Origin of the sequence: Neorhizobium petrolearium (assembly GCF_029854435.1) — a bacterium.
Taxonomy (GTDB): Bacteria; Pseudomonadota; Alphaproteobacteria; order Rhizobiales; family Rhizobiaceae; genus Neorhizobium; species Neorhizobium petrolearium.
In genome coordinates this window covers 4,825,054-4,848,232 of record NZ_CP123000.1, presented here as the reverse complement: position 1 = coordinate 4,848,232, position 23,179 = coordinate 4,825,054, and the positions used below count along the sequence as shown (strand labels likewise).

Below are 23,179 nucleotides of genomic sequence, written 5' to 3'. Positions count from 1 at the left end.
TCATGTCATCATGCGGCAACGTGGCCGATCCATGTCAGTGCGCAACAGACCTTCCATTCTTCCGTGAAGCCTTGTTGACATAACCGGCCGAAGAAACCATCAACAGGGCCTCGAAGCGGGAAATCAGACCCATGGATACCAGCAATGCCGTCATCGTCATCTCCAGCCATGTCGTGCGGGGCTCGGTCGGCAACAGAGCCGCCGTCTTCGCATTGGAAATCCTCGGGTTTCCCGTTTGGGCCATGCCGACCATCGTCCTTCCCTGGCATCCGGGTCACGGGCCTTCCACGCGGCTGACCTTTCCCGAATCAGACTTCGACAAGGCTATAGGCGATCTCATCCGCGCGCCATGGCTCGGCGAGGTGAAGGCGGTGCTGACCGGCTATTTCGGCAATGCGGCCCAGCCGCGCTCGGTTGCGCGGCTCATCCGCGCGCTGAAGGAGAGAAATCCCGACCTTCTCTATATCTGCGATCCAGTCATGGGTGATCTCGGCGGACTCTATATCCCGCAGCCGACAGCGGAAGCGATCCGCGACGAGCTCATCCCGCTCGCGACAATCGCGACCCCGAACCGCTATGAGCTGGCCTGGCTTTCCGGTGCGCCGCTCGAAACCAACAACGCGATCATGGACGCGGCAGTCGCGCTCGGGCCGCCTCGCATCCTGGTGACGTCGGCCGTGCCGATGATGGCGGGCGGGACGGGAAACCTCTATCTCACCGGAAAACACGCACTGCTTGCCGAGCACCGGCTGATCGACAATCCGCCGAACGGTCTCGGTGATCTCATGAGCGCACTTTTCCTGGGGCGAATCCTTGCAGGCATGGACGAGGAAAAAGCGCTGCAGCTTGCCACCGCCAGCGTTTTCGAGATTCTCGCTCGCACGGCCAAGCGTGGCGGCGACGAGCTGACGCTCGAAACGGATGCGTCGAGCCTTTCCTCGCCCATGGCCATGGTGCAAATGCGCCGGCTGGTGCATCCGTTGCAACGGGTGAAGCGATAAGCCGGCCAGTCTCGCAATTGTAGAATGACCGTTGATCTTCGGCGAGCGGCACTATAATCCTTGGTACATGACGGACTTTCCAGACAGACTTCTGGCGGGCTATCGCAACTTCATGAACGGGCGCTATAGCGACGAAAGCGATCGCTACCGGGCATTGGCGGAGACCGGGCAGAAACCTCACACCCTTGTCATCGCCTGTTGCGATTCACGTTCTGCTCCGGAGACCATCTTCGACTGTGGTCCCGGCGAGCTCTTCGTCGTGCGCAATGTCGCCAACATGGTGCCGCCCTACGAGCCGGATAGCCAGTTTCATGCCACTTCGGCCGCGCTGGAATATGCGGTTCAAGTCCTGAAGATCCGCAATATCGTTGTCATGGGCCATGGCCGTTGCGGCGGCATTCAGGCGGCGCTGGATCCCTCCACGGAACCGCTGTCGCCGGGCGATTTCATCGGCAGATGGATGAGCCTCGTGCGGCCCGCGGCTGAACAGATCCAGAATAACGCGTTCATGACGCCGGCCGAACGCCAGACGGCGCTGGAACGGGTCTCCATCCGTAATTCCATCGCCAATCTGCAGACATTTCCTTTCGTGAAGAATCGCGGAGAGGAAGGCGGACTCAGCATTCATGGTGCCTGGTTCGATATTTCCACCGGGGAACTCTGGGTGATGAACAGTAAGGGCGATTTTGTCCGCCCCGATCTCGACGAACCGCCGATCGAGGCCGAGCAAGCCTCGGCCTGAATCTCAGCGGGAACTCGTCTGCAGGCCGTCGATCTGGCCGCCGATATGGGCGATCGCCCGCTGATAGACCGAGGCGGCATTCCAGCCCTGGATGGCGGCGAAATTCGGTTCCCCCGGTTGGTATCCGGCACCGGCCCTCCAGCCATGACCGCGCAGGAAGTTGGCGGTCGAGGCAAGCGCGTCGGCGCGCGAGCGGACCATGTCGATATGGCCGTCGCCGTCACCGTCGGTGCCGTAACGGACGACGTTCAACGGCAGGAACTGGGTCTGCCCGATTTCTCCATGAGCGGCGCCGCGGGCAGAAATGCTCAGATCGCCGCGGGCGACGAGTTGGAGAGCGGCATAAAGCTGCTCAGTAAAATAGGCAGAGCGGCGGCAGTCATAGGCGAGCGTGGCGACCGCCGACAGCGTGTGCTGGTTGCCCATGAAGCTGCCAAAACCCGTTTCCATGCCCCAGATGGCGATCAGCGGACCGGCGGGCACGCCGTAACGGCGTTCGATCGAAGCGAAGAGTGAGGCATTGCCGGACCTCATGCTCTTGCCGCGGGAGATGATGGTCGCGCCACCACGCTTGCGCATGAATTCATCGAAGGAGAGCTTGAAGCTCTTCTGACCGCGGTCGGCGCGGATCGTTTCGCGATTGTAGGAGATGTTGGCGAACGCCCTTTCGACGACGGACGGGTTGACGCCGCTTGAGGGGGCAACCCGCTTGAAGTCTTCAACCCAGCGGGCAAAACCAGAGGAGTCGTTGCCGCATTGAGGTGCGGCCAAGGCTGGAGTGACGCTCAGAAAACCAGTTGCGATCAGTCCTGCCAGTATAATCTTCTTCATTGCGGTTAGCCCGTCGTGAGCCGGAGCGCTCGGCTGCAAGCGCCCGGGAATATGTTATCGGCCTTATGGCGGTGGTTGCAAATATTAGCAACTCACCCGCTCATGAATAGTTTGTGAAGTGTCTCGAATACGAGAAACTCCCGCCATATCTGGCAGGAGTTTCTATCGGAATATGCTTAATAAAGCTATCACCAATCAGGCGGCGGCCTTGCGAGGCTTGATCAGGCCACGATTGACGAGCAACTCGGCGATCTGCACGGCATTCAGCGCGGCACCCTTGCGCAGGTTGTCGGAAACGACCCAGATGTTGAGACCGTTTTCAACTGTTGCATCTTCGCGGATGCGGGAAATGTAGGTCGCATCCTCGCCAGCGCATTCGTAAGGCGTGACATAGCCGCCGTTCTCGCGCTTGTCCACGACCAGGCAACCCGGGGCCTCACGCAGGATATCGCGGGCCTGGTCGGCGGTGATCTCGTTCTCGAATTCGATATTGACCGATTCCGAATGACCGATGAAGACCGGAACCCGCACGGCGGTGCAGGTCACCTTGATCTTCGGGTCGAGCATCTTCTTGGTTTCGGCAAGAACCTTCCACTCTTCCTTCGTATATCCGTCCTCCATGAACACATCGATATGCGGAATGACGTTGAAGGCAATGCGCTTGGTGAACTTCTTCGCCTCGATCGGGTCGGCAACGAAGACGGCGCGGGTCTGGGTGAAAAGTTCGTCCATGCCTTCCTTGCCGGCGCCGGAGACGGACTGATAGGTCGAGACGACGACGCGCTTGATCTTGGCGAAGTCATGCAGCGGCTTCAGCGCCACGACGAGTTGGGCGGTCGAGCAGTTGGGGTTGGCGATAATGTTCTTCTTGGAAAAGCCGCTTATTGCATCCGGGTTTACTTCCGGCACGATCAACGGCACTTCGGAGTCGTAGCGCCAGGCGGACGAGTTATCGATGACGATGCAGCCCTGCGCGCCGATCTTCGGCGACCACTTCTTGGAGACGTCGCCGCCAGCCGACATCAGGCAGATGTCGGTATCGGAGAAATCGTAATTCTCGAGATTGGAGACCTTCAGCGTCTTGTCACCAAAGGAAACTTCCGTGCCCTGCGAGCGGGCTGAAGCCAGCGCTACGACTTCACCGGCTGGAAAGCCGCGTTCCGCGAGGATGGACAGCATCTCCCTGCCGACATTGCCGGTTGCACCGGCGACTGCGATCTTGAAACCCATTTTGTGCTCTCTTTCTGTCTCTCCTCCATCCGGTGAGGGGGAAGCCGCAGACGCATCCGCGGATTTCCTTGTCCCCGGCCTTGCCGGGGAGAGAGCGGCGGGCCTGAGACGTCAGACGGTTTTCGTCGTCGTTTTGGCCTTGGTTTTGGAGAAAGCGGAAAAACATACCCGCTGCGCGGCTTCATCGTCCGGCAGTGCACAGTGAGCGATGTTGAATTCGCAGGCACGCATATGGTTGTTTTCCCGTTCGCGAAGCTGTTTAGAAGATTTTCGGGATGAGTCAAGCAAGCGTTTTGCCCAAGCTGCTTTTCGTCTATCCCGCGGTTTCTTCCATTTCTCGTTTCGGCGGGACACCGCGCGGCGGGAAGGGGGCGCTCTTCCAATCCGGACGCGTCAGCAGAGGGATCGGTCGGCGCAAAATCGGCCAGCCGTCGGGCTCCTGCCGGAAAAGCAATCCATGACGGGCAAAGACGATCGCCATCGTCACCGAGAACCACGCGCCGAAGGAAAGGCCGGCAATCACGTCGCTTGGGTAATGAGCACCAACGATGACACGGGAGAATCCAAGCCAAAGGCCCATGATCAGGAAGAGCAGGCGGTAGGGCGGTGCCAACAAGGCCATGGCCATCAGGAATGCGCCGACCGTCGTGGCATGGCCGGACGGAAAGCTTTCAAATCGAGCGCCGGAAAAGGGATTTAAGCCGTAGGCAGTCCACTCTTCATAAAGACCAGGCCGCGCACGTCCGATGATGCGCTTCACCAGGTTGACGAGGAGCCCCGAACCGGCGACCGAGACGAAAACATAAAACGCCATATGGCTGACGAGAATGGCCCGGAAACGTGCCTTCAGGGTTGGCGCCAGCCGGATGACGGCGAGGGCTTCGAAGAACAGGAGGGCACTTGCAAAGAGGATCCAACCGGATTTGCCTAAGTCCGTGATGGTCCGGCCGATTGGCCGCAAGATATAGGGCGTATGGGCCGCATAGAAGCCAACCGGGGCATCGAGCAGGAAGAAGGCAATCAGAACCAGATTGACTGCAATGAGCACATAAGGCCACCAGCGGGGCAAAGGCGGGCTTGAACGATAGCGATAACGGCGATGTCTCAGCTTTTTGATTGTCCGCTTCATTAACCTCTATCCGTCGACAGGTTCATTCCTGTTTTCTCGCAGGTGCCCGATATGGGGTGCCGAAAGGGTAAAAACCAGTCGTTGAGGCCGGTCTCCTTCCACCTCAGGATGGAAGGGACCGGCAAATGGATCAAGCAGAGAGGTTCGCGAATTCCTTGAGAATTGCATCGCCCATTTCGGACGTGCCGACCTTGCGGCAGCCTTCGGCCATGATATCGCCAGTACGGATGCCCTGGTCGAGTACGTTTGCGATCGCCTTTTCCAGAGTATCGGCCTCCTTCACCAGATTGAAGGAGTAGCGCAGGCACATGGCGAAGGAAGCGATCATGGCGATCGGATTGGCGATGCCCTTGCCGGCGATGTCGGGCGCGGAGCCATGCACCGGCTCGTAGAGAGCCTTGCGCTTGCCGGTTTTAGCGTCCGGCGCGCCGAGCGAGGCGGAAGGCAGCATGCCGAGCGAACCGGTCAGCATGGCGGCGACGTCGGAGAGCATGTCGCCGAAGAGGTTGTCGGTAACGATCACGTCGAACTGTTTCGGCTGGCGCACGAGCTGCATGCCGCCGGCATCGGCCAGCATGTGCTCGAGCTTCACGTCTGGATAGGAGCGCTTGTGCGTCTCGGTAACGACCTGGTTCCAGAGCACGCCGGACTTCATGACGTTGCGCTTTTCCATGGAGCACACGGCATTTTTCCGGGTGCGTGCGAGTTCGAAGGCCACGCTGGCGATGCGCTCGATCTCGTAGGTATCGTAGACCTGCGTATCGATGCCGCGCTTCTGGCCGTTACCGAGGTCGATGATCTCCTTCGGCTCGCCGAAATAGACACCGCCGGTGAGCTCGCGGACGATCAGGATGTCGAGACCTTCCACCAGTTCCGGTTTCAGCGAGGAGGCAGAGGCGAGCGCCGGATAGCAGATTGCAGGGCGCAGGTTGGCGAAGAGTTCCAGATCCTTGCGCAGGCGCAGCAGGCCTGCTTCCGGGCGCACTTCATAAGGAACGTGATCCCATTTCGGTCCGCCGACGGCGCCGAAAAGCACCGCGTCCGCCTTCATAGCCTTGGTCATATCCTCTTCGGAGATCGCGGCGCCATGGGCATCGTAGGCGCAGCCGCCGACCAGGCCTTCGTCGAGCACGAAATCGGCTTTCATGGCGCTGTTCATATAGTCGATGATCTTGCGGACTTCGCCCATGGCCTCGGGGCCGATGCCGTCGCCGGGAAGGAGGAAGAGGTTCTTTGCCATAATCAGATGGTGTCCTTGCGGGTTTCGCAGGCTCGTTCGTCCTCCCGCGCGTGGCTTTTTGCCTGCGCCTGGCTAAACCTCGTCCGAGCCTGCCGAAGGACGAGGTCGGAAAAGGGGTTACGAACTGCCGGCCCCGATGCGGGCCGTCACCTCGATTTCGATCTTCATTTCCGGTGTCGTGAGGCCGCAGACGACCATGGTTGCGGCCGGGCGGATTTCGGAAAAAGTCGCGCCAAGCACTTCGACCACGGCATCGTAATCGGCCATGTCTGTGAGATAATACCGCACCCGCACGATATCCCGCAGGCCGCTGCCGGCCTCCTTCAGAGCCTTTTCGATCGTGCCGAGCGCGTTTCGCGTCTGGTCCGAAACGTCATCCGGCATTTCCATCTTCGCATAGTCGTAGCCGGTGGTGCCGGAAACATAGACCATGTCGCGGTCCACGACTGCGCGCGAATAGCCGATCCGCGCTTCGAAGGGCGATCCGGAGGAAATCCATTTGACCATCGGGTGCGTTCCGGAAATCAGAGCCAGGGGCGCGCGGTGCGGTTCCTGTTCTCGAAACTGCTGATCGCCGCGTCGCTCTTCAGCGTCGAAGCGATGTCGTCGAGGCCTTCGAGCATGATGTGACGGCGGCCGGGATCGATATCGAAATGGATCGCACCGCCATCCGGGCCGGTGATCTCCTGCGCTTCCAGGTCGACCGAGAGAACCGCATTCGAACCGCGCTCGGCGTCGTCCATAAGCTTTTCCAGGTCTTCCGGGCTGACGACGATCGGCAGGATGCCGTTCTTGAAACAGTTATTGTAGAATATGTCGGCAAAGCTCGTCGAAATCACGCAGCGGATGCCGAAATCGAGAAGCGCCCAAGGGGCATGCTCGCGGGATGAGCCGCAGCCGAAATTGTCGCCGGCGACCAGGATCTTGGCATTCCTGTAGGCGGGCTTGTTGAGCACGAAATCTGCGTTTTCGGTGCCGTCTTCGTTGTAACGGGCCTCCGCGAAAAGACCCTTACCGAGGCCGGTGCGCTTAATCGTCTTGAGGTAATCCTTCGGAATGATCATGTCCGTGTCGATATTGACGACCGGAAGCGGCGCTGCGACGCCGGTGAGCTTGGTGAACTTTTCCATGATCTGCCTCCACGTGGGACTACATCTGCGGAAGCTGCCATAAAGCAAATCTGCGTGGATTTGAAGGCCTGTTTGCCTTCAACCGGTACGCCAATGAGGCTGAGAACGGTCTATTTATGGCTTTCAGGGATCAAAGGTCGATGATCGTGCCGCGGCCGTCATTCCAGACGCGCATTTCGCGCTTGCTGGCCTTTGCGCGTACCGGAACCGGCTTCAGCCGCGCCGAAAGCGCCCGTCCAAGGGAAAGAACCGCGAGGATGCCGACAAAGGCTACGGTCAGAGAAGCTGTCAGAAGCGCTGCCATGGCAAGCACGGCAATTGCCGATACGATGACAAAGAATGCGCGGATGTTTTGCATGGTCCAAACCTTTCTTATCGAAGAATGTGGGCCCTTCCGCCCTTTCTTGCAAGAGGTCTTGCACGGAACGGTATTGCCGCAGACTTAAAAGATTGGCACAAAGTCGTGATGACCGCCTTGACTGACATCAATTCTGCTCCCGCTCGTCTTCGCCGCTCTGTCCTGAGCGTGCCGGCCGGTAATGCAAGGGCATTGGAAAAGGTACATGGTCTCGATTGCGATGCGGTGATCTTCGATCTGGAAGATTCCGTGGCGCCGGAGAAGAAGATCGAGGCTCGCGACAATCTGCGCCGATTGTTCAGGGAAGGGCCGCTGCGAAACCGGGAAACTATCATCCGCATCAACCCTCTCGAAACCGAGTTCGGCAGAGCCGACATGGATCTCGTGGTCGAGATATCGCCAGAAGTGGTGCTGGTTCCCAAGGTGGAGCGGGTTTCTGAGGTGCAAGCGATCGCGGATATCCTGTCCGAGACCGGTGCCCCAGACGAGCTTGCCATATGGGCGATGATCGAGACGCCGAAAGGTGTTCTGAACGCGGCGGCGATTGCCGGGGCGGATGAGCGGCTCCGATGTTTCGTCGTCGGCCTCAACGACCTGCGCAAGGGAACCGGTGTCCTGTCGCAGCCTGGCCGTGCCTACCTCGTGCCCTGGTTGATGCAGGTGGTGCTTGCCGGACGGGCTTATGGCATCGACGTGATCGACAGCGTCTTCAACGATTTCAAGGATGCGGAAGCTTTCGATGCGGAATGTGCCCAAGGTTGTGCCATGGGTTTTTCCGGCAAGATGTTGATCCATCCGGCCCAGATCGAACCTGCTAACCGGCATTTCGGTCCCGACCCGCGGGCCGTGGAAGAGGCTGAAGCGGTGATTGCCGCTTTTGCCCGGCCGGAAGCCCAACATCTCAACGTCATCAATCTGAACGGCAAAATGGTCGAGCGCCTCCATCTGGCGGAGGCTGAAAAGCTTGTCGCCAGTAACCGGATCATTGCCGAACGAAAGAAACTTTCATGAAACTCTATCGCTTCCTCACCGGTCCTGACGACTCTTCTTTCTGCCACAAGGTGACAGCTGCGCTGAACAAGGGCTGGGAGCTTCATGGTTCCCCGACCTATGCCTTCAATGCCACGACCGGCGAGATGCAGTGCGGCCAGGCGGTCATCAAGACCGTTCATGGCAAGGATTATGATCCGGACATGAAACTTGGCGAGCAATAAAAGCTCTGTCGATTGACCTTAACGCTGGGCGGCGTCTTCGGCGCTGGCCTCGATGCGTTCCATGTCGTCGTCGCTCAAGCCGAAGTGATGACCGATTTCGTGGATCAGCACATGGGTGATGATATCGCCCAGCGTCTCATCGTTTTCGGCCCAGTAATCGAGGATCGGCCGGCGATAGAGCCGGATGCGGTTAGGCAGTTCGCCCGTTTCCATATTGAAGCGCTCGGAAATGCCGCGACCTTCGAACAGACCGAGCAGGTCGAAGGGTGTTTCGAGCGCCATATCTTCGAACACCTCATCATCCGGAAAATCCTCGATCTCGATGATCAGGTTGGTGGTAAGGGCCCGGAATTCCTCTGGCAAGTGACCATAGGCCTCGATCGCCAGCGACTCGAACGAGTTGATCGTCGGCGCGTGGCGATCCCGCCAATCGTCGGTCTGGTCGATACGGGCCATGAGTTCTCCTTCTGATCAGGCCCATATAGTGCCTTCGCCGATATTTTTCGAGAGAAGAATCATTGGCCTACCGCCAGAGGAAAAGATTCCTGCCATTTGGTTGTTGACTCTTTCGAAGGCCTCTGGAATCCATAAGAACATAAAGTGAACATTCATGATGGGAGCTGACGCCATGGCCGAGAACGCCACGGCGCGGGAAACGCTTTTTGCCCTGCGCGAACAGATCGCCAGAATGGAGGGAAAACCCTTGCCCAGCCTGGCTGCGGCGAAGCAGGCAGATGCTGCCGCGGATCCTGAAGCGCAAAAATCCAGGAACAATCAACCCCGTCTGCCATTCGGCATAGCGCCTCTGGACGCTGCTTTGGATGGTGGCCTGCCATTTGACGGCCTCACGGAAATTCGTTCGATGGTGATGCTGGATGCGGGCGCGGCGAGCGGATTTGTACTTGCGCTTGCCGCTTATCTCAAGGCCATGGAAACAAGCGAGGCACCGGTTTTATGGGTCGGTGACGTCGTTTCCAGGCAGGAGGCCGGCGCTCCTTATGCTGTTGGCCTCAGGCAATTCGGGCTGGACCCTCACGAGATTCTTTATGCGTCGCCGCGCAGGCTGGATGATGCACTATGGCTTGCAGAAGCCGCGGTGGCGAGCGGTGTCCTGTCCGCCACCATTCTCGAAATCCGGGGCAACCCGAGGCATTTCGGCCTTACCGAAAGCCGGAGGCTTGGCCTGCGGGCGAAAGCAGCGGGACGGCCGCTTTTCCTATTGCGGCATGCGGGCGAAGAAGAAGCGAGCAGTGCTTTTTTCCGCTTCCTTGTCAAACCGGCGCGAGCCTCCGGGCGACGCCTTCCGAATGGATCCATGCTTGGCGGCAGCATCGGCCATCCCGTTTTCCAACTGACCCTGGAGAAGAGCCGCAATCCGGCTCCGCTCTCCTTCTTTCTGGAGTGGAATCCCCGTGACCGTCAATTTTCGCTCGACCGTGAAACAGGAGAAACTTCCTCTTTCCGTAACCCGCCAACGCATCCTGGCGCTGGTCTTCCCGCATCTGCCGACCGACAGGATCGCTCGTCAGTTCTGGGGCCTGTCGTGGCGAACGAGAGGGCGTCCTGACCATCCGCCGATCCTCTGTGCCGGGCGGCGTGACAATGCCATGCGGCTTACTGCACTCGATGAAGTTTCCGAACGGCTCGGTTTGAAACGAGGACAGGGCCTCGCGGAAGCGCGCGCCATGTTTCCGAAGATTGACGTGATGGATGAGGATGGGGAAGCCGACCAGGTGCTGCTCGAAGCCATCGCCGACTGGTGCGACCGTTATACTCCACTCGTGGCACTTGGTGGCCGCGAGGGCCTCCTTCTGGACATTACCGGTTGTGCGCATCTCTTCGGGGGTGAAGAGGCCTTGTTAAGGGATATTCTTAAGCGGCTTTTTCATATGGGGTTCGATGTCAAAGGAGCGATTTCTTCGTCCCCCGGTCTCTCCTGGGCGGCCTGTCGTTTCGGACGCGGTGGCGTAATTGATGACGAAACGATGAAAGAGGTGCTGGCCCCATTGCCGGTCAATGCCTTGCGCATAGACGACGCTATGATCGTCTCACTGCATAAGCTCAGGCTGAAACGGGTCGGTGATCTTTTTCCCATGCCGCGTGCGCCGCTTGCCCGCCGTTTCGGCACGCAATTGCTTCTTCGGCTGGATCAGGCGCTTGGAGCGAATGAGGAAGCAATTTCTCCCCGGCGGCCTGTCGCGGCTCTTTCTGCCGAGCGGCGGCTCGCCGAACCGATTCAGGCGGAGGAACATATCCTGCAGCTGATTGGGCAGATCGCGACGTCTCTTCGACCGGGACTGGAAGCTCGCGGAATTGGCGGGCGAGTTTTCGAACTGGTGCTTTTCCGCATCGATGGCCGGGTGTTCCGCATCACCGCCGGGGCTTCGCAGCCGCTACGCGATCCGGAACGTATCTCGACCCTGTTTTCCGAGCGTCTGAACGCCGTCCACGACGATCTCGATGCAGGCTTCGGTTTCGAACTCCTGCGCCTCAATGTGCTGCAGCACGACACTTTTAGGACCGCGCAAGGCGATTTCATCGGCGACGGAGAGAGTGAAATCTCACTTGCGGATTTTGTCGATCGAGTTTCGGCGCGTTTGGGGGCGGATTGTCTACAGTTTGCGGGATTGCGGCAAAGCCATATGCCGGAACGGGCGAGAGTTTTTGTGCCGGCGATGACGGCGGGAAGCGCGCAGAAGAAAGGGGATGAAGATTTAGCCTTCGCGCCCAGATCTGATCGGCCATTGCGACTTTTCCACCATCCGGAGCCGATAGATGCTTTTGCCGCAACGGTACCGGATGGCCCGCCCCAGCGGTTTCGCTGGCGCCGGATCGTTCATCGGGTCGTTCGGGCCGAAGGTCCTGAACGGATTTCCCCGGAATGGTGGATAGATCCCAAGGAGGCGGAGGAACGTGATTATTTTCGCCTGGAAAGCGATGCGGGTCGACGTTTCTGGATTTTTCGCGAAGGCCATTACGACGGAAAAACAGCGCCAAGCTGGCGCGTCCATGGGATTTTCGCATGAAGAATGCCCCCGTTTTTTTCGAGATCGGCGCCAAGACCAACTTCTCCTTCCTGGAGGGGGCTGCACGCCCTGAAGAAATGGTGTTGACAGCAAGCCTTCTTGGCCTTTCCGGCCTTGGCATTGCCGACCGGAATTCGGTCGCCGGTGTGGTGCGGGCGCATAACCAAGTCCGGGACATGAAGGAGACGTACAAGCGTCAGCAGGAGCAGGGGAAAAAGGAGGACGAGGAGGACGCGGTGTGGCCTTGTGCCTTTTACCCGGGAGCGCGTCTCGTCTTTTCGGACCACACGCCGGACGTTCTGGCCTATCCGCGGAATCGGAAGGGCTGGGCCAACCTATGCCGCCTGCTGAGCAGGGGAAACCTTAGGACGGAAAAGGGTTCCTGCATCCTGGAGGAATGGGATTTTCTGGAATGGTGCGACGAGATGATGCTTGCTGTCGTGCCGGATTTCACCCGCGCGGAAGATGCTCAGTACCTAGCGAAGCTGGGTAAGCAGCTGAGCTCTTATCGGGAGAAATTCGAAAAGAATATCTATCTCGCCTTGTCGCCGACCTATGACGGGCGCGATGCGTTCGTTTTCACCACCTTTGCGCAGATCGCTTCGCAATGTCACTTTCCGTTAATCGCAACCAACCTGCCTCTTTACAGTCTCCCCTATCGACGCTCGCTATCGGATGTCGTGACGGCCATCCGCGAGCATGTGACGGTTCAGGAAGCCGGCTTTCGTCTTGCCCCTAATGGAGAGCGGCACCTCAAACATTCCGCTGAGATGGCGCGGCTTTTCGCCAAATATCCGGATGCGATCGCCAACACTCAGAGGTTTTCCAAGCAACTGCAATTCTCGCTGGATGAGCTCAGCCATAATTATCCGGACGAGAGCGTACCGGGCGAGACGGTATCGGAAACCCTGGAGCGGCTGACCTGGGAAGGGGCCAGACGCCGGTATCCGGATAAAATTCCGGACAAGGTAACGGATCAGATCAGGTACGAACTCGGTCTCATCAAGGAGATGCAATACGAGCCTTACTTCCTGACGGTGCGCCATATCGTCTGGCATGCCCGATATGAGTTGAAAATCCTGTGCCAGGGGCGGGGATCGGCTGCCAATTCCACCGTCTGCTTTTGTCTTGGTATCACCGAGGTCGATCCGACATTCACGACGCTGCTTTTCGAACGGTTCATTTCGACGGAGCGGAATGAACCGCCGGATATCGATGTCGACTTCGAACACGGTCGGCGAGAAGAGGTCATTCAATACATCTATCGCCATTATGGTTTTCGTCACGCAGGCCTCACGGCGGCAGTCACAAGCTATCGGACCCGTATGGCCGGCCGCGAAGTGGCCAAGGCTTTCGGGCTTTCGGAAGACGTCCAGGCCGCACTTTCCAGCCTGGTCTGGGGCTGGTCGGAGGACGGGCTTTCGGAGCGGGATGTGAAGGCGGCCGGACTCGACGTGAAAGACCTCACGACGCAGAAAGTCCTGGCTCATGCGAAGGAGCTTCTGGGTTTTCCGCGGCATCTCACCCAGCATGTCGGCGGTTTTCTGATCACGCGCGACCGGCTCGACGAGGTCGTCCCGATCATGAGGACGGCCATGCCGGGGCGCTATATGGTGGAATGGGACAAGGATGATCTCGACACATTGAAGCTCCTGAAGATCGATGTGCTCGCCCTCGGCATGCTGACCTGTCTCAAGAAGGCATTCGACCTCATGCGGGTTCATTACCAGGTTGATGAAACCCTGGCGGGGTTGCAGCAGAAGCCTGAGGACGCCGTCTATGATATGATCTGCCGGGCCGATACGGTCGGCGTTTTCCAGATCGAGAGCCGGGCGCAGATGAGCATGCTGCCGCGGCTCAGACCCCGGAAATTCTATGATCTCGTCGTGGAGGTGGCGATCGTCCGGCCAGGCCCCATTCAGGGGAACATGGTCCACCCGTATTTGAAGCGGCGAGAGGATGAGCGAAACGGCCGGCCGGTAGAATATCCGAGCCCCGCGCTTAAAGAGGTTCTGAAAAGGACCCTCGGCGTACCGCTCTTTCAGGAGCAAGCGATGCAGATCGCTATCACGGCCGCGCGCTTCCCTGCCGAAAAAGCCGACAAGCTGCGTCGCTCGATGGCAACATTCAAGCGATCGGGACGAGTGGAGGAATTCAGGCGAGACTTCATCAACGGCATGCTGGAAAACGAGTATTCAAAAGAATTCGCGGAAAGCTGCTTTAGTCAGATCCAGGGATTTGCGGAATACGGTTTTCCGGAGAGCCATGCCGCTTCCTTCGCCCTGCTGGTCTACGTCTCGTCCTGGATCAAGGCTTACTATCCGGATGTCTTCTGCGCGGCTATGCTGAATTCGCAGCCCATGGGGTTCTATGCGCCGGCGCAGCTGATCCGTGATGCGCGGGAGCACGGCATCCAGACCCTTCCTGTCGATGTGAATAAATCCGCATGGGATTGCACTCTGGAAGAGGCCATCTTTGACAGGAACGCGATCGACAAGCGTCATGAGTCCATGCGCGATGTCATCAAGACAAGATATGCCGTGCGACTAGGTTTTCGTCAGGTCAAGGGCCTGTCCGAAGATGACATGATCAAGAAATTCATCGCCAGTCGAGGAGGCGGCTACACATCTGTTTATGATCTCTGGCTTCGGTCCGGGCTCGATAAGTCGGCTATCGAACGGCTTGCGGACGCCGATGCTTTCACCTCTCTCGGGCTTACGCGCCGTGAGGCCCTCTGGGCCGTGCGGGGACTTGATGTGAAAAATACGACGGAGAGGTTATCTCTGTTCGATGTGGCAGGCTGTGCGGATCTCAGGCCTGAACCGAAGATCAGAATTCCGACAATGCTGCCGGGCGAGGAGGTGATCGAAGACTATCGGTACCTTTCCCTGTCACTGAAGGCGCATCCGGTCTCCTTCCTTCGTGAAGAATTCAGAACGATGGGAATCGCCCGAAGTGTCGATCTTCTGGACGTTCCGAACGGGGGAAGAGTCACGATCGGAGGGATCGTGCTGGTGCGGCAACGTCCGGGTTCTGCCAGTGGCGTGATCTTCATGACATTGGAAGACGAGACCGGTGTCGCCAATGCGATCGTCTGGCCTAAAACTTTCGAGCGTTTCCGATCGGTCGTCATGGGCGCGCGGCTCGTGAAAATCCGGGGGAAGCTGCAAAGCGAGAGCGGCGTTATTCATACGGTGGTCGAACACATAGAGGACATCACTCCCATGCTTGGCCTTCTGCAGGAGGAGGCGCGCCGGCCCGAGATATCATCGTCCCGATCAGATGAGGTATTGCAGTCCAGCGGCAATCATCGCCGGAAAAGGCGATCCAACGGTATGGAGGAGGAGAGACGTCAGAAAACGGCTGCTGCCGCACCGCCGCTCTATTCGACCGAACCGAGTAGCGTCATGCCCAAGGGACGGAACTTTCACTGAGTGTAGCAAAAGGCTTCGTGAGGAACTGTTTTGCGCTTCGGTTTGCGTTCGTTGGCCGATATTCTCGCGTAGCGGCCAAACGATGCTTCCGATTTCAATCCGCTACTTCTCGAAAGGTCGGCACAAAGAAGGCCGCATCGCATTTTTGATTCACGTCATGGAATGGCAGGCTTCTTTAAGAAATAACGCAGATACCCGATTTTTTCTTGACATCGGATGTCCGCTTTCGCAAAAAGAGGATGTTACAGGTCATGTTTCGCAGGTCGACCGAGAAATGCTGGTTTGCAGTTGCAATTACATCACCGACAGGGAAATCAGGGACGTTATTATCGAGCTCCTTAACGAAGACTGTTGGCAGCTGATCGTTCCGGCTAAAGTGTACCACGCCATGGGTAAGCGCGGCCGTTGCTGCGGCTGCTTCCCGAATGTTGTCGACCTCATCATCCGTACAACCGAGGAATATCACGCCGAGCACCACTCGACGGAAGCCGAGGTCGTTGTATATATGTCCCGCTTGAAACAATTCCATGAAGAGCACAGGAGAGCGGACATTGAAAGGCGACTCAAAGGTCATCGAGCGGCTTAACGAGGCACTTTTTCTCGAACTTGGTGCCGTCAACCAATATTGGCTGCATTACCGCCTTCTCGAAGATTGGGGCTATACAAAGCTTGCGAAGAAGGAGCGGGCCGAGTCCATCGAAGAGATGCACCATGCCGATAAGCTGATCGCGCGCATCATCTTCCTTGAAGGCCATCCCAATCTCCAGACAGTGGCGCCGCTACGGATCGGCCAGAATGTCAAGGAAGTTCTTGAAGCCGACCTTGCGGGTGAATATGACGCCCGCACGGCTTACAAAGCCTCCCGCGATATCTGTCATGACGCCGGTGACTATGTTTCGATGAAACTCTTCGAAGAGCTTCTGGCTGATGAGGAAGGCCATATCGACTTCCTTGAAACCCAGCTCGATCTGCTGGCGAAGATCGGCGAGGAGCGTTACGGTCTGCTCAACGCGGAATCTGCCAACGAGGCCGAATAAACCGGCATCATCGATAAAAGGCCCGGTGCGTTTGTGCAGCGGGTCTGTTCCGACGGCAATGAACGCGTCGCGGCGCCGGTCGATGAGGTTTCCGTCGGTTCGATATTGCGAAACGCCGGCAAGTAACCATCTTGGCTAACGGACATCCGGCACCATCCTGAACGATGCCGAAGGGCTTCCTGTGCGGCTTTAAGTGCGAGCCATATCCGCCAGGCCCCGGGCTTCGAGAAGAAAGCTGTGGGAGAGCTGGACGCTTTTATGGAGCAACCTATCAGTCCTGCCGTCTTCGCTGTGCATCGAAAGCAGCAACCCAAGGTTAGATTAAACCGCAGCTTTGGCCAGATGCGCAAACTCCGCGACGACCTGATCATAAACGACGCGCTTGAACGGCACGATCAGGCCGGGCAGATCGGTCATCGGCTTCCATTCCCAAGCGTCGAATTCCGGTTCATGGCCGCCTGGCGGCGGGTTGATGGCGATTTCACTTTCGTCGCCGTCGAAGCGGAAGGCGAACCAGCGTTGCGTCTGGCCGCGATATTTGCCCTTCAATCCGATACCTATGAGATGCGGTGGCAAGTCATAGTTGATCCAGTCGCGCGCCTCTGCGAGTAGCTTGACGGTCCGGATACCAGTTTCCTCGTAAAGCTCGCGATAAGCTGCAGGAAGCGGATCCTCGCCCCTGTCGATGCCGCCCTGCGGCATTTGCCAAAGCTGCGGCGAACCGTCGTATTCGCTGTTGCCTTCGCTGACGCGTCGTCCGGCCCAGACAAGGCCATCGCGATTCAGCACCATGATGCCGACACAGGGCCGGTAAGGCAGATCTTCGGCGCGAACCAGGCGTTTGTCCTTCTTGCTCATGCACGACTCCGATCCATCATGGCTCGACGCTTTCGCCTGCGAGTGCTGAAACCCCGACGATCTCGATCCCGCGTTGCGATGCCTTCTCGCTCCACTGCCTTATCGCATCAATGCTCTCATCGAAAGCGGAAGCGACGCCAACAGCCGTGCCCCTGCGGCCGGCGATGCGCTCCAACTCATCCAACTTCTTGAGAATTGCATCCGCCTGCAACTGGCCGTCGAGGGTCAGATCGCCGAAAGCGTGCGGCAGTCCGATCGCCTTGGCGATAACCGCCGTCTTGGATTGGGCAGACGTGCCGTCGTCGAGAAATAGCAGGCCGCGTTGCGAAACATCGCGCAGGATCGGCTCCAGCGCATCCGCATCGGCAAGATAACGGCCGCCAAGATAGTTCATGATGCCCGTGTAGTTCGTGATCCTGCCCATGGCTTCATGCAGCCGGTTAAGATTTTCTTTTACGGAAGTCCTGGTCAGCAATGTGTCAGGACCTGGATCGTTTGCCGGATAGTCGAATGGCTCTAGTGGCACCTGTAGCAGGATTTCGTGGCCGCTGCGGCGAGCCTCCTGCATCCAGCGCTGGAGGCTGTTGCCGCTCGCAGCGAAGGCAAAGGTTATCGTCGGTGGCAGTTCTCTGATCGCCCTCTGCGTGCCCGTCTGGCTGAGGCCAAGCCCGCCCACGACGATCGCGATCCGAGTTCCACGTGCACCAGACCATGGCCGAGCATACTGGTCCATCGGCCGCAATCCGTCCGGGCCGGTGATCGGCAACCGGCCATAGGGCGAGTCTTCGAGCAGTGCTTCATTGGGCTGGGCGGCCATGCGTGGGTCTTGGCCAATTCTTTGGGCTTCGATGAGGACCGGGCCGCCGCTGTCGCGGGATCGCGGCGTGTATTTTGTCACGACCATGCCGTCGTCCGTCAGCGTCCGCTCGATATTCGCACCGGAAGTTGGATTGGAGCGAGGCATGCCCGCAGGTTGCTGCCCAGCGGAGTCCTGATCGTTCCTTCCGAGAGACTGAGCCTGGTCAGGTTCGGATGCCGGCGGATCATTGGACGCGACCTGTCTCAGAGCGTCATCACCTCGCATAGCATAAATCGAAAGGCCAAGAATGCCTGCGACGGCGAGGGAGGCGAGAACGGCCGCGGAAGAAAATCTTCTAACCCGTCGCCGTGCGGCCGGCCGGCTTTGTCCCAGCGGTGCGTGGAGATCGCTGCCCAATTTCGGTCCTGTATCGTGCCTGCAGATAAACAGAACCGGCCAGCGAGGCGTCTTGACAACGCGCTACGCTGGCCGGTCCGCGGCTCTTTACTTCTTGATAGCGGCCGCAGCCTTATCCGGATTCGCAGGGAAGGACGGATCAGTCTTCACGCCATGGAGCAGGTCCAGTGCATAGTTGAGCTGGATGTCGTCCTTGGCTTCCGGCGGCACATAAGCGACGGAGCCCGAACCTTCCTCCGTCTCGGCGGCGCCCGGAATATGGCCCCGCAGGCTGGACTCACCTTCGGCGCGGACCTTGCCCTGCAGTTCCGGCGGCAGTGGCTGCTCAACCTTGATGTCCGGGTTGATGCCAGTGCCCTGGATCGATTTACCCGAGGGCGTGTAATAGAGAGCGGTGGTCAGACGCAGCGCGCCGGCGTCGCCGAGCGGGATGATCGTCTGGACCGAACCCTTGCCGAAGGAGCGCGTACCGAGAACGGTTGCACGCTTCAGATCCTGCAATGCGCCCGCGACGATTTCCGAGGCGGAAGCCGAGCCACCATTGACGAGTACGATCACTGGCTTTCCATCCGTCAGATCACCCGGGCCGGCATTGAAGCGGCGGGTTTCGTCTGCATTGCGGCCGCGTGTGGAAACAACCTCGCCGCGTTCCAGAAAGGCGTCGGAAACGTTGATCGCCTGGTCGAGAAGACCGCCGGGATTAAGGCGCAGGTCGAGGACGTAGCCCTTCAGCTTATCGGCCGGTACATCCGCCTTGATCTTTTTGATCGCCTTTTCCAGGTCGTCGTAGGTCTTTTCAGTAAAGGAAATAACGCGGACGTAACCGACGTCACCGTTCTCAACGCGGGATTTTACGGCGCGGACCGCGATGATATCGCGCACGACGGTGATATCGAGCGGCTTGTCGGCGCCTTGACGAATGATCGTCAGCTTGATCGGCGTGTTGACCGCACCGCGCATCTTTTCGACGGCATCTTCAAGCTTCAGGCCGCGTACCGGCTGGCCGTCGATCTCCGAAATGAAGTCACCGGCCAGGATGCCGGCACGCGAGGCGGGCGTATCGTCGATGGGCGCGATGACCTTGACGAGTTCGTTCTCCATCGTCACCTCGATGCCGAGGCCGCCGAACTCGCCGCGCGTCTGTGTGCGCATATCTTCGGCATCTCTGGCATTCATGAAGCTCGAATGGGGGTCCAGCGAGGTCAACATGCCGTTGATGGCATTTTCTACCAGCTTTTCCTCGTCCGGCGGCGTCACGTACTGAGCACGGACCCGCTCGAACACATCGCCGAAGATCGACAATTCCTTGTAGGTCGAAGGACCGGCGGCCTGCGCAGGCACACCGGCCGAGTAAATCACGCTCATCGCTGTCGCACCCATGAGCGCCCCGACGATGACAAGAGAAGCCCTACGAATCATTTCGTGCCCTTCCAGTTTCTTTTGCGGTCCACCACGGCCTGGAATCGACCGGAGTGCCGTCCTTTCGGAATTCAATGTAAAGCGTTGGACGATCTGTTTCCAGCGCCAATGCCATTGCGCTTGCCACTCTTTTCTCACCCATAACGGCGATGGGTTCGCCTGCGAAGACGAACTTGCCCTGCCGCGCATTCACTTCATCCATGCCGGTCAGGACCAGATGGTATCCGTCGCCGGCATTGAGGATGATCGTCTGTCCATAGCTTCGGAACGCACCGGCAAAAACGACGAGACCATCCGCAGGCGCCGTAACCACTGCTCCGGGATTCGAAGCTATGGTCGTGCCCCTTGCCGTATGTCCTGTCCCGTCGGGGTCACCGAACCAACGCAATACATCTCCGGCGACCGGAAGCTCCAGCTTCTGCTTGAGGCTCGAAAACGCATATGCGGGCGCAATACGGTTTTTGTCAGGCACGCCGCTTTCGGCGAGCTTTTTGGCCCTTTCGCGCTCGGCTTCCGAAAGGAGGCGGCGCCGCTCCTCTTCGAGGCGTGCCCTGTCGATTGCATCGCGGACGGAAGCGATCTCGCCTTCAAGCGATTGGATGAGGCTTTCAAGCGTATCGGCGTGCCCGGCAAGTTCTTCCGAGCGGCGGCGTTCGGCATCCAGGTCGGCGATGTTACGCCTGTTCAACTTTTCATTTTCAGCGAGGAGAAGGTTCATACGCCGCTCTTCTTCGAGGCTTTCGGCGATGGTGCTGGAGACGCTCGTCTTCTCGGTCAGGGCGGCAGCCTGCAAAGAGACAAGAGATTGGAGATCGGCGACCAACTCGTTCGCCTCGTCCCGCATGCCAGGTACGACAGCGCCAAGCAGGATGGCGCTGCGCACGGATGCCAATGCATCGTCGGGCGTGACCAGAAGCGCCGGCGGCGGATTGCGCCCCATCCGCTGAAGCGCTGCGAGCACCTCTGCGAGAACGGCGCGGCGGCTGCGCAGCGAGGCGTGAATGCCATCCTCCTTGACCTTGAGCTCGGCGATTTTCTTTTCGCTGGCCAGGATCCTCGTTTCAAGGCTCTTACGGCGGGCGGCGGATTCGATCAGGGCCTGGCGGACATCGGCGCTGTTTTTCTTGATATCCGCAATGTTCCTTTCAATCGTGGCCACTTTGTCGGCCGAAAGCTTCATGTTCTTGGACAGGACTTCGAGCTCGCCGCGCGTCTCGTTGCGCCTGCGCTGCAGATCGGCTGTAGGATCGACCATGGCGGCTGCAGGTGATCCAGTCTGCGGCGGCGGTGCCGGCATATCGGCATCCTGAGCGCGAGCCGGGCTGGAGGGTTCAAGGGGAGGAATCAGGGCGAAACCGAAGGCTGCAGCCAGAAGCAGCGCATGTCGGTACGATGTCATCCCTGTTATTCTCATTCCCGCTCCGATTTTCCGCCGGATCGAGGAAGCGTAAGCTGATTTGCCCGACGAAGCCATAAACAACATCGTGTTTGAATCTAAATGAAGTGTTTACACCCGGTGATAGGGATGGCCGGAAAGAATGGTGACGGCGCGATAAAGCTGCTCGGCAATGAGGATACGCACGAGTTGATGCGGCCAGGTCAGGGTGCCGAGATTGAGCACCACATCGGCGCGTGAGCGCAATTCCGGGTCAAGCCCGTCAGCACCGCCGATTGCCAGCATCAGATCGCGCTTGCCGTTGTCGCGATAGCGGCCGATGAGGCCGGCGAAAGATTCGCTGTCGAGCGCCCTGCCGCGTTCATCGAGGAGGATGAGGATCGCACCTTCCGGGAGTGCCTTTTCAAGCATGCCGGCCTCTTCACGCTTGCGCGTTTCGGGGTTGGCTGCGCGACTCTCCTGGACTTCCATGAGCTTGGACAATTCCAACCCCACCGCCGGGCCAGCTTTGGCGAAGCGGTCGAGGTAACGGGACGCAAGGTCCTTTTCAGGTCCGGCTTTCAGCCGTCCCACCGCAAAAAGGCTTATCCGCATGTCCTGATCCGTTTTTTAGCGGCCGAAATCCCGTCCGGGCGGCGAGCGTATGCTCGGCCCTCGAATTCGACGTCAGCCAGACCGGTTCAGGATGCGCCCAAACCTGTCAGTGCAGCAGTGTACCTTCCTCGATATCCGGAGCGGCCCACATCTTTTCGATGTTGTAGAACTCGCGGATTTCCGGGCGGAACACATGTATGATGATGTCACCGGTGTCAATCAGCACCCAGTCGCCAGCCTCCAGGCCTTCGACGCGAGGTGCACCCAGGCCCTCGTCCTTAAGATCGGAGATCAGGTGATCGCAGATGGCCATGACATGCCGGCTCGATCGTCCGGAGACAACGACCATATAGTCTCCGAGCGCTGATTTTCCGGCGATGTTGATGGTGACAATATCTTCTGCTTTGGAGTCCTCGAGACTTGCGAGGACCAGTTCGAGAGCGCGGGCGGCGGCATCGGCGCCACGTTCCAGGCTCTGCGGGAGGACGGGGGCCGTCTTTCCCTTGGCGTGTACTGTTGTCAGGGTCTGTCCTTTCTTCCGGTAACAGCAACATGCACTTTCCGCGAATCCGATTTGAGACTCGGTCGCATAGAGAAAGGTGGCATCGAATGGTCAATCTTTCAAGGGAGAGGCCAAAAAGGTGATCGTGACGGCCAGAATCTTCTTCATCGTTTCATTTTGCGGCTGTTTGCATGTTTCCGGTCAGGATTTCTGGCCGTTGACGGCGCGGATTGCGGTGGAGCTCAGTGCCGAACGCGGACCATGAATGAAAGTCCAGGCAGGGGCTTTGCGCTTCCACAATGTCCCGGCATCGTCCTCATCGATGCGGGCATAGTCAAAGGTACGGGCCATTTTCGACGAGAGGAAGGAAAGTGTCGAACCGGGGCGATCGATGACGGCGATCGGGAAGGTGGACGCGATCTCCTGCCATTTCTGCCAGAGATGGAAGGTCTTCAGGCTATCAGCGCCCATGACCCAGATGAAATGCACATGCGGCTTCCTGGCTTTCACAGAGGCGAGCGTATCAGCCGTATATGAACCGCCGAGCGTCTTTTCGAAAGCGGTGATCTTGATACGCGGATCATGGATCAGCTTCTCGCTCATGGTGAGCCGGTGCTTCAGCGATGCAAGTTCGGAGCGACTTTTCAGCGGATTACCGGGAGTAACCATCCACCAGAGCTGATCGAGCCCGAGGCGGCGGAGCGCGATTTCGGCGACCAGCAGATGCCCCTCATGCGGTGGGTTGAAGGAACCGCCGAACAGACCGACAGCCATGCCGCGCTCTACATGCGGCATGTCGAGATAGCGTGGATCGATCGTTTC

The 23,179-nt window shown here is 58.7% G+C and carries 24 protein-coding genes; 9 read left to right on the top strand and 15 right to left on the bottom strand.

The features are described from left to right. Positions 1–131 precede the first annotated feature (131 nt). On the top strand, positions 132–1,001 hold the full coding sequence (gene pdxY / locus QEO92_RS23465; RefSeq protein WP_227704614.1) for a pyridoxal kinase PdxY: 870 nt from the start codon (positions 132–134) through the stop codon (positions 999–1,001). Between the two features lie 67 nt (positions 1,002–1,068). Next, on the top strand, positions 1,069–1,743 hold the full coding sequence (locus QEO92_RS23460; RefSeq protein WP_037154079.1) for a carbonic anhydrase: 675 nt from the start codon (positions 1,069–1,071) through the stop codon (positions 1,741–1,743). A 3-nt stretch (positions 1,744–1,746) separates the two neighbouring features. On the opposite strand, the gene QEO92_RS23455 is transcribed toward QEO92_RS23460, so the two are convergent. The 7 genes from QEO92_RS23455 to QEO92_RS23425 all read right to left on the bottom strand — a co-directional run bounded on the left by QEO92_RS23455 (position 1,747) and on the right by QEO92_RS23425 (position 7,661). Then, entirely contained in the window at positions 1,747–2,574 is an 828-nt protein-coding gene (locus QEO92_RS23455; protein ID WP_037154080.1) for a lytic murein transglycosylase, read from the bottom strand. Between the two features lie 195 nt (positions 2,575–2,769). After that, the gene (locus QEO92_RS23450; protein ID WP_037154082.1) at positions 2,770–3,804 is read right to left on the bottom strand and encodes an aspartate-semialdehyde dehydrogenase; all 1,035 of its coding nucleotides are present in this window, start codon (positions 3,802–3,804) and stop codon (positions 2,770–2,772) included. A 313-nt stretch (positions 3,805–4,117) separates the two neighbouring features. Continuing rightward, positions 4,118–4,933 (bottom strand): phosphatase PAP2 family protein, encoded by an 816-nt coding sequence (locus tag QEO92_RS23445; RefSeq protein ID WP_227704613.1) that lies wholly within the window; start codon positions 4,931–4,933, stop codon positions 4,118–4,120. 130 nt (positions 4,934–5,063) lie between these two features. Beyond that, positions 5,064–6,176 carry a 3-isopropylmalate dehydrogenase gene (leuB, locus tag QEO92_RS23440; RefSeq protein WP_227705245.1) on the bottom strand — a complete coding sequence of 371 codons (1,113 nt, stop codon included), beginning with the start codon at positions 6,174–6,176 and terminating at the stop codon, positions 5,064–5,066. A 114-nt stretch (positions 6,177–6,290) separates the two neighbouring features. After that, positions 6,291–6,680, bottom strand: coding sequence for a RidA family protein (locus QEO92_RS23435; RefSeq protein ID WP_037154086.1), 390 nt, complete (start codon positions 6,678–6,680; stop codon positions 6,291–6,293). A 17-nt stretch (positions 6,681–6,697) separates the two neighbouring features. Beyond that, positions 6,698–7,303 carry a 3-isopropylmalate dehydratase small subunit gene (gene leuD / locus QEO92_RS23430; protein WP_227704612.1) on the bottom strand — a complete coding sequence of 202 codons (606 nt, stop codon included), beginning with the start codon at positions 7,301–7,303 and terminating at the stop codon, positions 6,698–6,700. Positions 7,304–7,433: 130 nt separating this feature from the next. Further along, positions 7,434–7,661: a hypothetical protein gene (locus QEO92_RS23425; RefSeq protein ID WP_037154090.1), complete on the bottom strand. Its 228-nt coding sequence runs from the start codon at positions 7,659–7,661 to the stop codon at positions 7,434–7,436. Positions 7,662–7,769: 108 nt separating this feature from the next. Here QEO92_RS23425 and QEO92_RS23420 point away from each other — a divergent pair, with 108 nt between their 5' ends. Both QEO92_RS23420 and QEO92_RS23415 read left to right on the top strand, forming a co-directional pair. Continuing rightward, positions 7,770–8,672, top strand: coding sequence for an HpcH/HpaI aldolase/citrate lyase family protein (locus tag QEO92_RS23420; RefSeq protein ID WP_227704611.1), 903 nt, complete (start codon positions 7,770–7,772; stop codon positions 8,670–8,672). Further along, a complete protein-coding gene (locus QEO92_RS23415; RefSeq protein ID WP_037154091.1) occupies positions 8,669–8,875 on the top strand; it encodes a DUF1737 domain-containing protein in 207 nt (68 codons plus the stop codon). Before QEO92_RS23420 ends, QEO92_RS23415 begins: the two co-directional genes overlap by 4 nt. Before the next feature lie 18 nt (positions 8,876–8,893). Here the strand turns inward: QEO92_RS23415 and QEO92_RS23410 are convergent, their stop codons facing one another. Continuing rightward, positions 8,894–9,331: a metallopeptidase family protein gene (locus QEO92_RS23410; RefSeq protein WP_037154095.1), complete on the bottom strand. Its 438-nt coding sequence runs from the start codon at positions 9,329–9,331 to the stop codon at positions 8,894–8,896. A gap of 172 nt (positions 9,332–9,503) precedes the next feature. On the opposite strand from QEO92_RS23410, the gene QEO92_RS23405 reads away from it, so the two are divergent. From QEO92_RS23405 to bfr, 5 genes are all read left to right on the top strand, one after another. Continuing rightward, positions 9,504–10,442 (top strand): ImuA family protein, encoded by a 939-nt coding sequence (locus QEO92_RS23405; protein WP_037154097.1) that lies wholly within the window; start codon positions 9,504–9,506, stop codon positions 10,440–10,442. A 40-nt stretch (positions 10,443–10,482) separates the two neighbouring features. After that, entirely contained in the window at positions 10,483–11,901 is a 1,419-nt protein-coding gene (locus QEO92_RS23400; protein ID WP_280107527.1) for a Y-family DNA polymerase, read from the top strand. Next, entirely contained in the window at positions 11,898–15,335 is a 3,438-nt protein-coding gene (locus QEO92_RS23395; RefSeq protein WP_227704610.1) for an error-prone DNA polymerase, read from the top strand. Before QEO92_RS23400 ends, QEO92_RS23395 begins: the two co-directional genes overlap by 4 nt. A gap of 157 nt (positions 15,336–15,492) precedes the next feature. Next, on the top strand, positions 15,493–15,921 hold the full coding sequence (locus QEO92_RS23390) for a (2Fe-2S)-binding protein (RefSeq protein WP_227705243.1): 429 nt from the start codon (positions 15,493–15,495) through the stop codon (positions 15,919–15,921). Then, positions 15,887–16,372 carry a bacterioferritin gene (gene bfr / locus QEO92_RS23385; protein ID WP_037154105.1) on the top strand — a complete coding sequence of 162 codons (486 nt, stop codon included), beginning with the start codon at positions 15,887–15,889 and terminating at the stop codon, positions 16,370–16,372. The genes QEO92_RS23390 and bfr overlap by 35 nt, the downstream gene beginning before the upstream one ends. A 321-nt stretch (positions 16,373–16,693) precedes the next feature. On the opposite strand, the gene QEO92_RS23380 is transcribed toward bfr, so the two are convergent. The 7 genes from QEO92_RS23380 to QEO92_RS23350 all read right to left on the bottom strand — a co-directional run bounded on the left by QEO92_RS23380 (position 16,694) and on the right by QEO92_RS23350 (position 23,152). After that, positions 16,694–17,230: an RNA pyrophosphohydrolase gene (locus QEO92_RS23380; protein WP_227704609.1), complete on the bottom strand. Its 537-nt coding sequence runs from the start codon at positions 17,228–17,230 to the stop codon at positions 16,694–16,696. 16 nt (positions 17,231–17,246) lie between these two features. Next, positions 17,247–18,446: a divergent polysaccharide deacetylase family protein gene (locus QEO92_RS23375; RefSeq protein ID WP_407721814.1), complete on the bottom strand. Its 1,200-nt coding sequence runs from the start codon at positions 18,444–18,446 to the stop codon at positions 17,247–17,249. Positions 18,447–18,533: 87 nt separating this feature from the next. Further along, positions 18,534–19,865 carry a S41 family peptidase gene (locus tag QEO92_RS23370; protein ID WP_037154114.1) on the bottom strand — a complete coding sequence of 444 codons (1,332 nt, stop codon included), beginning with the start codon at positions 19,863–19,865 and terminating at the stop codon, positions 18,534–18,536. Further along, the gene (locus tag QEO92_RS23365; protein ID WP_227704608.1) at positions 19,855–21,264 is read right to left on the bottom strand and encodes a murein hydrolase activator EnvC family protein; all 1,410 of its coding nucleotides are present in this window, start codon (positions 21,262–21,264) and stop codon (positions 19,855–19,857) included. Before QEO92_RS23365 ends, QEO92_RS23370 begins: the two co-directional genes overlap by 11 nt. Positions 21,265–21,372: 108 nt before the next feature. Then, complete coding sequence (gene rlmH, locus QEO92_RS23360; RefSeq protein ID WP_037154119.1) at positions 21,373–21,855, bottom strand: 23S rRNA (pseudouridine(1915)-N(3))-methyltransferase RlmH; 483 nt, start codon at positions 21,853–21,855, stop codon at positions 21,373–21,375. 106 nt (positions 21,856–21,961) lie between these two features. Continuing rightward, complete coding sequence (rsfS, locus tag QEO92_RS23355; RefSeq protein ID WP_052182987.1) at positions 21,962–22,429, bottom strand: ribosome silencing factor; 468 nt, start codon at positions 22,427–22,429, stop codon at positions 21,962–21,964. Positions 22,430–22,558: 129 nt separating this feature from the next. Beyond that, on the bottom strand, positions 22,559–23,152 hold the full coding sequence (locus QEO92_RS23350) for a nicotinate-nucleotide adenylyltransferase (RefSeq protein WP_265105879.1): 594 nt from the start codon (positions 23,150–23,152) through the stop codon (positions 22,559–22,561). Positions 23,153–23,179: the final 27 nt, after the last annotated feature.

Bases quoted from the DNA above. Each gene is read 5' to 3' on its own strand.
- pdxY (WP_227704614.1), top strand. From the start codon at position 132: ATGGATACCAGCAATGCCGTCATCGTCATCTCCAGCCATGTCGTGCGG.
- QEO92_RS23460 (WP_037154079.1), top strand. From the start codon at position 1,069: ATGACGGACTTTCCAGACAGACTTCTGGCGGGCTATCGCAACTTCATG.
- QEO92_RS23455 (WP_037154080.1), bottom strand. From the start codon at position 2,574: ATGAAGAAGATTATACTGGCAGGACTGATCGCAACTGGTTTTCTGAGC.
- QEO92_RS23450 (WP_037154082.1), bottom strand. From the start codon at position 3,804: ATGGGTTTCAAGATCGCAGTCGCCGGTGCAACCGGCAATGTCGGCAGG.
- QEO92_RS23445 (WP_227704613.1), bottom strand. From the start codon at position 4,933: ATGAAGCGGACAATCAAAAAGCTGAGACATCGCCGTTATCGCTATCGT.
- QEO92_RS23435 (WP_037154086.1), bottom strand. From the start codon at position 6,680: ATGGTCAAATGGATTTCCTCCGGATCGCCCTTCGAAGCGCGGATCGGC.
- leuD (WP_227704612.1), bottom strand. From the start codon at position 7,303: ATGGAAAAGTTCACCAAGCTCACCGGCGTCGCAGCGCCGCTTCCGGTC.
- QEO92_RS23425 (WP_037154090.1), bottom strand. From the start codon at position 7,661: ATGCAAAACATCCGCGCATTCTTTGTCATCGTATCGGCAATTGCCGTG.
- QEO92_RS23420 (WP_227704611.1), top strand. From the start codon at position 7,770: ATGACCGCCTTGACTGACATCAATTCTGCTCCCGCTCGTCTTCGCCGC.
- QEO92_RS23415 (WP_037154091.1), top strand. From the start codon at position 8,669: ATGAAACTCTATCGCTTCCTCACCGGTCCTGACGACTCTTCTTTCTGC.
- QEO92_RS23410 (WP_037154095.1), bottom strand. From the start codon at position 9,331: ATGGCCCGTATCGACCAGACCGACGATTGGCGGGATCGCCACGCGCCG.
- QEO92_RS23405 (WP_037154097.1), top strand. From the start codon at position 9,504: ATGGCCGAGAACGCCACGGCGCGGGAAACGCTTTTTGCCCTGCGCGAA.
- QEO92_RS23400 (WP_280107527.1), top strand. From the start codon at position 10,483: ATGCGGCTTACTGCACTCGATGAAGTTTCCGAACGGCTCGGTTTGAAA.
- QEO92_RS23395 (WP_227704610.1), top strand. From the start codon at position 11,898: ATGAAGAATGCCCCCGTTTTTTTCGAGATCGGCGCCAAGACCAACTTC.
- QEO92_RS23390 (WP_227705243.1), top strand. From the start codon at position 15,493: ATGGAATGGCAGGCTTCTTTAAGAAATAACGCAGATACCCGATTTTTT.
- QEO92_RS23380 (WP_227704609.1), bottom strand. From the start codon at position 17,230: ATGAGCAAGAAGGACAAACGCCTGGTTCGCGCCGAAGATCTGCCTTAC.
- QEO92_RS23370 (WP_037154114.1), bottom strand. From the start codon at position 19,865: ATGATTCGTAGGGCTTCTCTTGTCATCGTCGGGGCGCTCATGGGTGCG.
- QEO92_RS23365 (WP_227704608.1), bottom strand. From the start codon at position 21,264: ATGACATCGTACCGACATGCGCTGCTTCTGGCTGCAGCCTTCGGTTTC.
- rlmH (WP_037154119.1), bottom strand. From the start codon at position 21,855: ATGCGGATAAGCCTTTTTGCGGTGGGACGGCTGAAAGCCGGACCTGAA.
- QEO92_RS23350 (WP_265105879.1), bottom strand. From the start codon at position 23,152: ATGCCGCATGTAGAGCGCGGCATGGCTGTCGGTCTGTTCGGCGGTTCC.